The sequence below is a fragment of the Endozoicomonas acroporae genome (genome assembly GCF_002864045.1).
In the GTDB taxonomy this organism is placed as follows: domain Bacteria; phylum Pseudomonadota; class Gammaproteobacteria; order Pseudomonadales; family Endozoicomonadaceae; genus Endozoicomonas; species Endozoicomonas acroporae.
The window spans coordinates 17,635-27,454 of sequence record NZ_PJPV01000148.1 but is presented as its reverse complement, the minus strand read 5'-3'; the positions used below and the strand labels follow the sequence as shown (position 1 = coordinate 27,454).

Genomic DNA, 9,820 nt, shown 5'->3' with positions numbered 1-9,820 from the left:
ATTGGCGATGGCCGTAATTTTGAGGCCCTGCGGGAATACTTCTCCAAAGATAATGCCTATGGTTATCGGTTGCAGCATATTATCGAGCACCGTACTGATGAGCAGGCACTGGCAGAACTGGAGCAGTACCTGGCCAGAAAAGAGGCCTTTGATGAGTGTTGGCTCTGCATACCCTTTAACAAAAACCCCATTCTTCAGCCAGTGATGTTCGCCCTGCGCCACAGTACCGCCAATATCCGGTATATGCCGGGGCTGCAGGATCTGCCGTTGCTGAACCATACCATTACCAAAATTGGTGAGTTTTATTCCCTGGATATCAGCTGTTCTCCCATGGACAGCACTAACGCCATTATTAAACGAATGTCGGATATTGTGATTGGCAGCCTGATTCTGCTGCTGATTTCGCCGGTGATGCTGGGTGTAGCCATTGCGGTGAAGCTCTCGTCACCGGGGCCGGTGTTTTTCAAGCAGTTTCGTCATGGGTCTTCTGGTCAGCAGGTGAAGGTGTATAAGTTCCGCAGTATGAAGGTGCATCAGGAAGGTGAAGGTAAGGTGACTCAGGCCACTAAAGGTGATCCTCGGGTAACGAAGGTGGGTGCTTTTATACGCCGTACCAGCCTGGATGAGTTGCCGCAGTTTATTAATGTGTTGCAGGGGCGGATGTCCATTGTTGGGCCACGGCCCCATGCACTGGCTCATAACGAGTATTACAAAGACTTGGTGGAGTCTTATATGAAACGCCATAAGGTGAAACCGGGCATTACCGGGCTGGCCCAGGTACGGGGCTTCCGGGGTGAGACCGATACGCTGGATAAGATGCAGCGCCGGGTGGAGTGTGACCTGGAATATATCAATAACTGGTCGTTGTGGCTGGATATCAAGATTATCATTGGCACCGTATTCAAAGGGTTTATGAACCCTAATGCCTATTAGGCATCGCTACCCGCAGCCCGCCTCCCGCTGCCCGTAAAAGCACTGGTCTTTTCTTTTGCGGGCAGCGGGGAGCGGGCGGCGTTTTTGAAAGATATTGTTGCTTCATTCTTATTGATCTATATTTTGTATATTGGAGGAATATACATAAATGATTGATTGGTCAAAAATCACTGGATTTGACTGGGATGCAGGCAACGAGAGGAAGAGCGAAGAAAAGCACGGTGTCTCAAAAGTGGAAGCCGAGCAAGTGTTTTTCAACAAGCCATTGTTGATGGTGGAGGATGAGAAACATAGCAAAAGTGAGCCACGTTTTCACGCTTTGGGACGAACTTCCGATAACCGCTTGCTTCACATCACGTTTACTTTAAGAGCAGAAGGCACGCAAATCCGTGTTATTTCAGCCAGAAATATGCATCGAAAGGAGCGAGCGTTTTATGAGCAAAATACCTGAATTTAAGACAGAAGCTGAAGAAAGGGCGTTTTGGGAAAAACATGATTCCACACCTTATGTAGACTGGAGTCAGGCTGAGAGTGTTTCAATGCCAAATTTGAAACCATCAACAAAAACTATCTCCCTGCGCCTGCCTGAAGGTTTACTGGAAAGTATTAAGGTCGAAGCCAATAAACGGGATATGCCTTATCAGTCCCTGATTAAATACTGGTTGTCTGGTCACGTTAACTATTAAGCCTTCGGGCGCTACCTGCTGCCCGCCTCCCGTTGCCCGAAAAAGATAAGCGTGGCTTTTACGGGAAGCGGGGAGCGGGCGACTGGTAGCGATGAAAAAACTAAAGCTTTTTCATAAGCCCCTAAATCATCGCGGTGATGTCCTTGATTTCCCGAATCCATGACTGGCCTTTGTCTTTAGCGATATACCCTATCTCAATGCCAATATAGATTTGTGTTTTCAACTCTGCAGCAGAGCCTCTGGCAATGAAATAAACTGTTTTTGCTCTTTGCTGGACTGTCTCTCAAGCCCTTCCGCGAGATTACTGGGAATCGATAGTGCCGACCGGCTCAGTTGATCTTTAAACCCATAGTCCTTAAGCTCAGCCAGGTTTTTGTAAACTTCAACGCACAATCTGGAAGACCGTTTCCAGACATCAAGATTTTCATATGCCATTTTAATTTTTCTTAACCGGTAAGACAGAAATACATTGTAGACCGCCTCCCGCTACCCGCCTCCCGCTACCCGAAAAGATAAACGGATGCTTTTACGGGAAGCGGGCAGCGGGAGGCGGGTAGCGGATTTAAAAAACATGAAACAAACTCTTTTCTTACCGTTATTGGCGGTGATGTTCTGGCTGCCTTTGCCTGAAGGCAGCAAGCCCGAGTGGGCTATGGGGATTTTGATGATGCTGGTCTACGGGCTGGCGTTGTTCTGGTTGTTGGGTTATGCCCTAAATCGGCTGCCGGTAACTCTAGCCTTTCAGAAGGCCCGTTGGTTTCACCTTGGGTTTATTCTGGTTACTGGCTGGCTGTTTATACAACAGATTCCGCTACCCGAGGATTGGGTAAAGGTACTCTCCCCCCATGCCTGGGATATTCAATCTCAGGCTTATCTGGCGCTGGGTTTGCCCCTGCCGGATTTACTCCCCCTCTCTCTTGACCCTTTCGCTACCCAGGTTACGGCGTTGCTGGCGCTGGCCTATTATCTGCTGTTTTGTCTATGTCTGCTGCTGATCAACCGACCTGAGAAGCTAAAAACCTTTGCCTGGATGCTGGTGATTTCCGGTATTTTTCAGGCGGTGTTTGGTTCGTTAAGTACCCTCTCCGGTCTGGAAGTGCTGCTGTTTCGGGATAAGCCTTCTTACTTTGGTGTGGCTACCGGTACCTTTGTAAACCGCAATAGCTTTGCCGGTTGTATGGAGATGACCTTGGCGGCGGGGATGGGCCTGCTGATTGCCCAGCTTAATGAACGCCCCTCCCGGGACTGGCAGGAGTGGCTGCACCGCACCCTGAAGACTCTGATGAGCAATAAGGTGATCCTCCGGACCGGGCTGGCCATTATGGTAATTGGTCTTGTGCTCTCCCGCTCCCGTATGGGCAATACCGCGTTTTTCTCCAGTTTGATGATTACCGGCTTTTTGTACGTTATCTGTCGTAAGCAGCTGAGCCGGGGTATGGTGGTGCTGTTTGTCAGTTTGTTGGTGATTGATACTGCTATTGTCAGCCAGTGGTTTGGCCTGGAGAAGGTGGTGGAGCGCCTCGAACAAACCTCCATGGAACGGGAAACCCGGCCCAATGTAGCGGAAGTGACGCTGGAGGCCATTGGTGATTACGGCTTGACCGGCTCCGGTGGCGGTTCGTTCTATACGACATTACCCGCTTATCACGATGGCAGCTGGCGGGGCTTTTACGACCTGGCCCATATTGATTTTCTGCAATTCCCCCTGGAGTTTGGTATACCCGCCTATGTCATTCTGGCACTGATGGTGCTGGCGGCCGCCTGGCATGCTATTGCCGCAATGCGTCAGCGTCGTAACCGGATGATGATTGGCATGGGTTTTACCGCTTTTATGGGCATCCTGGCCATTATGATTCACTCAGCGGTGGATTTTAATCTGCAGATTCCTTCCAATGCGGCTTATTTTGTGGTGATGATGGCGCTTGCTTTGTTGGCGAGGTATATGCCTACCCCTTCGGGCGCTGTCCGCCGCCCGCCTCCCGCTGCCCGAATAAGATAAGATCGTGCTTTTGCGGGAAGCGGGCAGCGGGCGGCGGGGAGCGTGATGTGGCACACCGATATGGCTAAATAGCCATATTCCGACTATGATTGTTTGATGTCTGAAAGCAATTTTGAATGGGATGAGGTTAAAAACCTGTCCAATCAGAAAAAGCATGGAGTTTCATTCTATGAAGCTCAGTATGCTTTTTTCGATCCGAACCGGATTATTGCCGAAGATGTCAACCATAGTAAGGAAGAAAAGCGTTACTATTGTTTTGGTTTGGATAAAGATCAAACGGGTATTCTCACTGTGCGCTTTACCTGCAGGGACAATCGAATCCGGATAATAGGTGCGGGCTACTGGAGAAAAGGGAAAAAGCTTTATGAGCAAGCAAATTCAGTACACTGATGAACCGATTGGCGAAGTCAAACTGGTCGCTGATTTCCTGCCATCCCCAAGTGAACTTAAAGTAAAAAACGATAGTACAAAAATTACGATTACTTTGAGTTCTGACAGTATCGAATATTTCAAGTCGGTTGCTGAAGAGCATGGTATGCAATATCAGAAAATGATCCGACAGTTACTTGATGAATATGTTGCTCATCAACGTAAAAATTCTTGATCCACTCCCCTTACGGGTGCTGCCAGCCCTACGGTTAGCAGGAAGCGGTGTTAATGAAAAAACGTGTGATTATCAATATCGCCATCCTGTTCTGGGTGATCGCTGCGGAAGTATTGGTGATTAATGCGTCGTCCAAAGCGCAGAATCAGCCATTGAGCTTTGATGTTGTTGAGGCGGTAAGCTCAGTGGTTTTTGTTTTTAACTATTTTAATGTGCCTTTGCCGCTGGCCATATTTCTGGCTGTAGTTTTGCTGCTCTTGCCCGCCTGGCTGGTGATGGTGTTGGTGCGGCGATTTTTTGGCAAGGTGACGGTTTAAAAAGACCGCTACCCGCTCCCCGCCTCCCGCTACCCGAAAAAGATAAGACGGGTGCTTTTACGGGAAGCGGGCAGCGGGAGGCGGAAAGCGCATACATGATAGATATTCATAACCATATTATCCCCGCCATTGATGATGGCCCCGATACCCTGGAGCAATCACTGGAACTGCTGCGGATAGCCGAAGCCAATGATATCCAGCGGATGGTCTGTACGCCCCATATGCATCCCGGTCGTTACGATAACGATATCAACACCATTGCACCTGCCTTTGATGTGCTGGTTGGTCATGTCCGGCAAGCCGGCATTGGTGTGCAACTGGCCATGGGGGCAGAGGTTCGCTTTAGCGATGAACTGATGTTTCAGCTGCGGCAGAAGCGTATCCCGATGATAGGCAAGTGGGATGGTTACGACTGCCTGCTGTTGGAAATGCCCCATGCCAATATTCCGGTGGGGATTGAACATATGCTGGAGTGGCTGGATCGACAGCAGGTGCGGGTAGTGATTGCTCACCCGGAACGGAATAAAGAGTTGATGGCTTACCCGGAACGGATCTTCCCGCTGGTAGAACGGGGCGCATTGTTTCAGGTGACTGCCGGTTGTATCCCCGGCTTTTTTGGTGAGAAGGCCCAGACCACGGCTCGCTGGTTGCTGGACCATGAGTTGGTGCAGTTTGTGGCTTCGGATGCTCACCATGCCAAGCGAAGGCCTCCGGCCATGAAGGCTGCGGCGGAGGTGCTGGATGAATGGTATGGCGAGTCCGTTCGACATCAGCTGACATTGACCAATCCGGACTTGTTGACGTTCTCGTTGTTTGGAGGAAAGGAGTGAATAGTTCAGGAATACGACGATGGCTGTTGGCTCTTCCGGGTATCGCCCTGTTGGCAGTGGCTTTTAATACGGCATGGAATCTGGTGCAGTCGGAGGTCTGGCGTTCCCAGACGGAGGATTTTCTGGACCACTGGGTAACAGAAGCGAAAGAAGATGCTGGCTTTACTGTGGATAAAGAACAGTGGCTACTCACTTTGGCTGGAGCTGATAATGCTCTGGACAATATGCCTGGCTCTCCCGAACTGCAAATGATGCGAGCCCAGGTACTGAACCGGGGAGTACATAACGGTTGGGCTGTTAATGATTCGGGCAAACCGATGGAGCTGGATGCCTGGCAACAGGCCATCTTGTTAAGGCCTGGCTGGCCTTATAGCTGGAGCAGTTATGCACAGGCTCGCTCTCAGCGCTCGCTGATCGACCCACTTTTTGAACAGGCACTGGTTCGTGCTGACCAGCTGGGCCCTTGGGAACAAACCGTGATGGAAAACGCCACCATCCTCGGCAGGTATTATCGTGGATGGTTGAGTGAGCCGGTTCAGGCAAGGCTTGATGACAGTCAGCAGCGGCTTGCCAGGCTTTATCCGCATCGGGCTAAGCAAATAGAGCGGCAATATCCGCTGCCAAAGTAGGTTTTTGTTATTTTAATAATGTCATGCCAACGGTTCTGGCTTTCTTATCAAAAGTCAGTGTTTCATCACAGCCATATTCAGCGTTGATCAGACAGATGACAGCATCACTGAAATCACCATTGCCAGATTCATAACGCTGTATGGCCTGATGGGCAATATCCGGCCGCTCCACCAAGAACTGACGGGTAGTGATCAACTGGCGGAGGATAGCAGTCAGCTCTTGCCGGGATTGTTGGTAGCAGGAACCCAGAACCCAAATCGTTTCAATCAGGGTGATCAGTGATACGAACCCGGGGTTTTCTGTTGAGAGCCGGGATTCAATCAGCCTGGTGGCAACGGCAGATTGTGATGAATCATCCTGTACGATATAACGAACCAGAATATTAGTATCAAGGCCAATCACGACTCGTTGCCTCTGTTTGCAATGGCCTCATTCATTTCTTCAATGGATACATGACGGTATGCCTTAACCATGCCTTTCAACGCTTTAACGTCATTACTGGCCACCAGCATCTCAAACCGCCCGGGTGCCACTTCAATAAACTGAATACGATCTCCGGGCCCCACACTCAGGGCATTTCGTACAGCTGCCGGAATGGTTACCTGCCCCTTGCTGGTGACGGTTGCTGTTGAGATATTCATTGCCTTACCTTTATTGTTTTGCCTTACATTTTATGAATAGTAGATTTTTCTAAAGAGATGTTCCACCCGATGCTGAAAAAATGCTTATTCCCCGCCGCCGGTTACGGCACCCGCTTTCTCCCAGCCACCAAAAGCATGCCCAAAGAGATGATGCCGGTGGTGTCCAAACCGCTGATTGAATACGGGGTTGAAGAAGCCCTGGAAGCGAATCTGGCGGATATCTGCATGGTGACGGGCCGGGGCAAACGTGCCCTGGAAGACCACTTCGATGCCAACTACGAGCTGGAACACCAGATTGCCGGTACCGATAAGGAATCGCTGCTCAACAATATACGTCAGCTGATTGATGAATGTACTTTCTCCTACACCCGTCAGCGGGAGATGAAAGGATTGGGCCATGCCATTCTTTCCGGTGAATCCCTGATCGGCGAACAGCCCTTTGGCGTGGTGCTGGCGGATGACCTGTGCATTAACCCGAATGGCCCCGGCGTGCTGGCGCAAATGGCGCAACTCTACAAACAGTTCCGTTGCTCCATTGTAGCGGTAATGGAAGTCCCGGAAGATCAAGTGCACAAGTACGGCGTGATTGCCGGGCAAACCATTTCCGATGATCTGATCCGTGTGGAAAATATGGTGGAAAAACCCGCCAGGGAAGATGCCCCCAGTAACCTGGCCATTATCGGCCGCTATATCCTGACCCCGGATATTTTTGACCTGATCAGAGACACCCAACCCGGCAAGGGCGGCGAGATCCAGATCACCGATGCCCTGATGGCCCAGGCTCAGCGTGGTTGTGTGCTGGCTTATAAATTCAAGGACAGACGTTTTGACTGTGGCAGTATTGAAGGTTTTATCGAAGCGACTAACTATTGCTACGATAAGCTTTATGCCCGTTGAACAATCAGTGAAAGGCTGGTTGAACCAGCGGGTTACCCACCTGCTCGCTATTCCCGCTTCCGTCCGGCAAGCGCTGTTCTTTATTGCCCTGGCCTTTACCTTCTTTATGTCGGTCATCCCCGGCGAGGCGGACCCTACAGCTTTTATCAATGATAAACTCAAACATGCCATCACCTTTATGGTGCTCTTTGCCCTGTTTGATCTGGCCTATCCAAAACAGCCAGCCGCCTGGTGGAAACTACTTTGCTTGCTGGCCTTTGGGGTATTTATTGAACTGTGCCAGAAGATGACCGGGTACCGGAGCTTCAGTGTTGGGGATATCCTGGCCGATGGGGTGGGGATTTTGGGGTATCTTGGTTTGTATGGGCTGTATCAGGGCAGAATTTGACCATTAAGACGGCCATAAAAATGGTTAGCCGAAAATCTGACCGCAGGAAAAAGATTGTCCATGCCGAGGCCATTGAAACCGGCAAGGATGATTATATTATCCGGGCGCACTTTACGGATTAATTTAACCCCACACGCTCGCACAATAAAACGCCTTTGATGGGTATGAATAATGACCAAACACAATCCTGAGCCACTGGCCAAAATAGTAACCCATGTTCTCACTGATATTACCCTGGGTAGATTGCTTGAGCTTAACCAGGGGGAGATAGATGCTTTGCTCAATGATTTCCATCGTGCCTGGAACGAGCGAATGGATGTCTATTTCCAAGCTGAGCAGGCAAATATCTCCCAGCTATTCGTTGACAAGAAAAATTTATTTCAACTGACAGGGTGTTCTTCAAGGAAGGAAATCATAGAGCGACTGGAAAGATTCATCATCCGGAATTACAGAAAAGATAACAGGGTTATTCTAAACCTCTCTTTTAGTAACCATAAGATGGATACCGAGTGGCTGCCACTGGATGAGTATCTTGAAAAGACCAAGAAAGCGGATGCTGTACACTGAATCCTGCTGGCGGGAAGACCCGCCTGGCCTTTATTTATTGGCTGCAGATAAACCGGTAGAGTATGGACAAACGGAAGTTTATGGATACCGAACAAACCCTTGAGATTATCTCAGCAACCAACAGTGCCAGTACCCTGAGGTCGTTGTGCCAGTTCCTGCAGGACAAGTGGGTTTATTTTTATGTGATTGATGATGGCAGCTTTGTGGATGCCGTAGGGATTGAAGAGCTGGTATTCACCAGCAAAAAGCGCCCGGTGAACATTCCCACCGTTTATGTTAACGACCTTCACAATGCCGTCCTTTACATTCATAAGTCGACAGCTATCGAGCGCATCAAGCCAGAATATCGAATCGGTCAGATGAAAGGCGATAAGGCGTATAAAATGGTTCTCGGTGAGGAATCGATAACTGGCATGATTATCCAGGGGCACGACGCCTGGCTCTCATTTCCGGTTTCTTACCTGGAAGAGCTGCAAACTGCCGAAGCCTGACCTCAATAATTTAACGAACCACTATATGACGACAACTAACACCATCCCCGAAGCCCCAGCCATCACCAATGAACGACAGTACATTGAGTGGTTTGTGCAATACAGCGACAAGCTGGCAGAGCTGAGACACCTGGCAGGCCGTTATGCAGAAGGAGACCGGCTGGCGGCTTTTGTTGCAGAACATACCGACCGTGGTATGAGCCTGCTGGAAATGCATCCGGACCAGGACTCACTGTTTGAGCGGGTTTCGTTTATGTCGGAAGACACCTGGGCAAAATTGAAGAATGTGCTGGCAGGGTATGGCGGGCTGGCAAACTGCCCTGAGCCCCAGAGGGTGCTGTTGGTTGGGCTGGTGGTTCATATCATGATTGGGGTGGAGGTGTTGGAGATGAAGTATCTGCATCCTGAGGCGGGGCGGTTGGTGCCGGAGATTCAGTAGTTATGAAAACCCGTGAATTTCTACAATTGGAATCAGCAGAAGCAATGTCTTCGGCGATTGCAAAAATGAAAAATAAGGAAATCGAGAAACACGCCAAAAGCTGGCAAAAATGGCTGGACTTGATTATGAAGAGGCCCTGTTGGAAGGACTTTCCATTGTTGTAGATGCAGACGATGCTGATGATCCATCGCAACAGATCTATCATCGATATACAGAGTTATGCCAGCCTGCAACGATACCACCCGAGCTGGAAGCATCCTTAACAACTAAAGAACAAAACATAGTCAGGGTAAAAAACACCCTGCTGATAGCCATTTTTTCCACACTGATGTTTATTCTTGCGAATACCACAGAAAATTTAAAACGCTATAGAGACCATCTTCAAGATAGTTAGGACT

17 protein-coding genes and 1 pseudogene are annotated in these 9,820 nt (G+C 49.6%); 15 read left to right on the top strand and 3 right to left on the bottom strand.

The genetic code is table 11. From position 1 onward, the window contains the following. From CX664_RS20690 to CX664_RS20680, 3 genes are all read left to right on the top strand, one after another. A partial coding sequence (locus tag CX664_RS20690) for an undecaprenyl-phosphate glucose phosphotransferase (RefSeq protein ID WP_101748567.1) occupies positions 1–933 on the top strand: 933 nt, incomplete at its 5' end. Between the two features lie 148 nt (positions 934–1,081). Further along, positions 1,082–1,384 carry a BrnT family toxin gene (locus CX664_RS20685; RefSeq protein WP_101748566.1) on the top strand — a complete coding sequence of 101 codons (303 nt, stop codon included), beginning with the start codon at positions 1,082–1,084 and terminating at the stop codon, positions 1,382–1,384. After that, positions 1,368–1,619 carry a BrnA antitoxin family protein gene (locus CX664_RS20680; RefSeq protein ID WP_101748565.1) on the top strand — a complete coding sequence of 84 codons (252 nt, stop codon included), beginning with the start codon at positions 1,368–1,370 and terminating at the stop codon, positions 1,617–1,619. The genes CX664_RS20685 and CX664_RS20680 overlap by 17 nt, the downstream gene beginning before the upstream one ends. Before the next feature lie 121 nt (positions 1,620–1,740). Here CX664_RS20680 and CX664_RS20675 read toward each other — a convergent pair. Next, positions 1,741–2,054, bottom strand: a pseudogene (locus CX664_RS20675) (four helix bundle protein). 136 nt (positions 2,055–2,190) lie between these two features. Here CX664_RS20675 and CX664_RS20670 point away from each other — a divergent pair. The 6 genes from CX664_RS20670 (at position 2,191) to CX664_RS20645 (ending at position 5,998) form a co-directional block, all read left to right on the top strand. After that, a complete protein-coding gene (locus CX664_RS20670) occupies positions 2,191–3,618 on the top strand; it encodes an O-antigen ligase family protein (RefSeq protein WP_163370015.1) in 1,428 nt (475 codons plus the stop codon). Between the two features lie 96 nt (positions 3,619–3,714). Then, positions 3,715–4,008 (top strand): BrnT family toxin, encoded by a 294-nt coding sequence (locus CX664_RS20665; RefSeq protein ID WP_101748563.1) that lies wholly within the window; start codon positions 3,715–3,717, stop codon positions 4,006–4,008. Beyond that, a complete protein-coding gene (locus CX664_RS20660) occupies positions 3,983–4,222 on the top strand; it encodes a BrnA antitoxin family protein (RefSeq protein WP_101748562.1) in 240 nt (79 codons plus the stop codon). Before CX664_RS20665 ends, CX664_RS20660 begins: the two co-directional genes overlap by 26 nt. Positions 4,223–4,275: 53 nt before the next feature. Next, positions 4,276–4,539 (top strand): hypothetical protein, encoded by a 264-nt coding sequence (locus tag CX664_RS20655; protein WP_101748561.1) that lies wholly within the window; start codon positions 4,276–4,278, stop codon positions 4,537–4,539. A gap of 95 nt (positions 4,540–4,634) precedes the next feature. Next, positions 4,635–5,369 carry a tyrosine-protein phosphatase gene (locus tag CX664_RS20650; RefSeq protein WP_101748560.1) on the top strand — a complete coding sequence of 245 codons (735 nt, stop codon included), beginning with the start codon at positions 4,635–4,637 and terminating at the stop codon, positions 5,367–5,369. Beyond that, the gene (locus tag CX664_RS20645; protein ID WP_146000183.1) at positions 5,366–5,998 is read left to right on the top strand and encodes a hypothetical protein; all 633 of its coding nucleotides are present in this window, start codon (positions 5,366–5,368) and stop codon (positions 5,996–5,998) included. The genes CX664_RS20650 and CX664_RS20645 overlap by 4 nt, the downstream gene beginning before the upstream one ends. A 7-nt stretch (positions 5,999–6,005) precedes the next feature. Here the strand turns inward: CX664_RS20645 and CX664_RS20640 are convergent, their stop codons facing one another. Further along, entirely contained in the window at positions 6,006–6,401 is a 396-nt protein-coding gene (locus tag CX664_RS20640; protein WP_101748558.1) for a PIN domain-containing protein, read from the bottom strand. Further along, positions 6,398–6,640 carry an AbrB/MazE/SpoVT family DNA-binding domain-containing protein gene (locus CX664_RS20635; RefSeq protein WP_206679352.1) on the bottom strand — a complete coding sequence of 81 codons (243 nt, stop codon included), beginning with the start codon at positions 6,638–6,640 and terminating at the stop codon, positions 6,398–6,400. The genes CX664_RS20640 and CX664_RS20635 overlap by 4 nt, the downstream gene beginning before the upstream one ends. Before the next feature lie 69 nt (positions 6,641–6,709). Here CX664_RS20635 and galU point away from each other — a divergent pair, with 69 nt between their 5' ends. The 6 genes from galU (at position 6,710) to CX664_RS20605 (ending at position 9,816) form a co-directional block, all read left to right on the top strand. Beyond that, positions 6,710–7,537, top strand: a complete 828-nt coding sequence (galU, locus tag CX664_RS20630) for a UTP--glucose-1-phosphate uridylyltransferase GalU (RefSeq protein ID WP_101748557.1) — start codon at positions 6,710–6,712, stop codon at positions 7,535–7,537. Further along, entirely contained in the window at positions 7,527–7,925 is a 399-nt protein-coding gene (locus CX664_RS20625; protein ID WP_101748556.1) for a VanZ family protein, read from the top strand. The genes galU and CX664_RS20625 overlap by 11 nt, the downstream gene beginning before the upstream one ends. A 171-nt stretch (positions 7,926–8,096) precedes the next feature. Further along, positions 8,097–8,492 carry a hypothetical protein gene (locus CX664_RS20620; protein ID WP_101748555.1) on the top strand — a complete coding sequence of 132 codons (396 nt, stop codon included), beginning with the start codon at positions 8,097–8,099 and terminating at the stop codon, positions 8,490–8,492. A gap of 80 nt (positions 8,493–8,572) precedes the next feature. Next, positions 8,573–8,983, top strand: coding sequence for a hypothetical protein (locus CX664_RS20615; RefSeq protein WP_146000182.1), 411 nt, complete (start codon positions 8,573–8,575; stop codon positions 8,981–8,983). A 25-nt stretch (positions 8,984–9,008) separates the two neighbouring features. Beyond that, complete coding sequence (locus tag CX664_RS20610) at positions 9,009–9,422, top strand: hypothetical protein (RefSeq protein WP_101748553.1); 414 nt, start codon at positions 9,009–9,011, stop codon at positions 9,420–9,422. A 109-nt stretch (positions 9,423–9,531) separates the two neighbouring features. After that, positions 9,532–9,816, top strand: a complete 285-nt coding sequence (locus CX664_RS20605) for a hypothetical protein (protein WP_101748552.1) — start codon at positions 9,532–9,534, stop codon at positions 9,814–9,816. Positions 9,817–9,820: the final 4 nt, after the last annotated feature.

Excerpts from the sequence above, each read along its gene's own strand:
- CX664_RS20685 (WP_101748566.1), top strand. The coding sequence starts at position 1,082 with ATGATTGATTGGTCAAAAATCACTGGATTTGACTGGGATGCAGGCAAC.
- CX664_RS20680 (WP_101748565.1), top strand. The coding sequence starts at position 1,368 with ATGAGCAAAATACCTGAATTTAAGACAGAAGCTGAAGAAAGGGCGTTT.
- CX664_RS20670 (WP_163370015.1), top strand. The coding sequence starts at position 2,191 with ATGAAACAAACTCTTTTCTTACCGTTATTGGCGGTGATGTTCTGGCTG.
- CX664_RS20665 (WP_101748563.1), top strand. The coding sequence starts at position 3,715 with ATGTCTGAAAGCAATTTTGAATGGGATGAGGTTAAAAACCTGTCCAAT.
- CX664_RS20660 (WP_101748562.1), top strand. The coding sequence starts at position 3,983 with ATGAGCAAGCAAATTCAGTACACTGATGAACCGATTGGCGAAGTCAAA.
- CX664_RS20655 (WP_101748561.1), top strand. The coding sequence starts at position 4,276 with ATGAAAAAACGTGTGATTATCAATATCGCCATCCTGTTCTGGGTGATC.
- CX664_RS20650 (WP_101748560.1), top strand. The coding sequence starts at position 4,635 with ATGATAGATATTCATAACCATATTATCCCCGCCATTGATGATGGCCCC.
- CX664_RS20635 (WP_206679352.1), bottom strand. The coding sequence starts at position 6,640 with ATGAATATCTCAACAGCAACCGTCACCAGCAAGGGGCAGGTAACCATT.
- galU (WP_101748557.1), top strand. The coding sequence starts at position 6,710 with ATGCTGAAAAAATGCTTATTCCCCGCCGCCGGTTACGGCACCCGCTTT.
- CX664_RS20625 (WP_101748556.1), top strand. The coding sequence starts at position 7,527 with ATGCCCGTTGAACAATCAGTGAAAGGCTGGTTGAACCAGCGGGTTACC.
- CX664_RS20620 (WP_101748555.1), top strand. The coding sequence starts at position 8,097 with ATGACCAAACACAATCCTGAGCCACTGGCCAAAATAGTAACCCATGTT.
- CX664_RS20615 (WP_146000182.1), top strand. The coding sequence starts at position 8,573 with ATGGATACCGAACAAACCCTTGAGATTATCTCAGCAACCAACAGTGCC.
- CX664_RS20610 (WP_101748553.1), top strand. The coding sequence starts at position 9,009 with ATGACGACAACTAACACCATCCCCGAAGCCCCAGCCATCACCAATGAA.
- CX664_RS20605 (WP_101748552.1), top strand. The coding sequence starts at position 9,532 with ATGGCTGGACTTGATTATGAAGAGGCCCTGTTGGAAGGACTTTCCATT.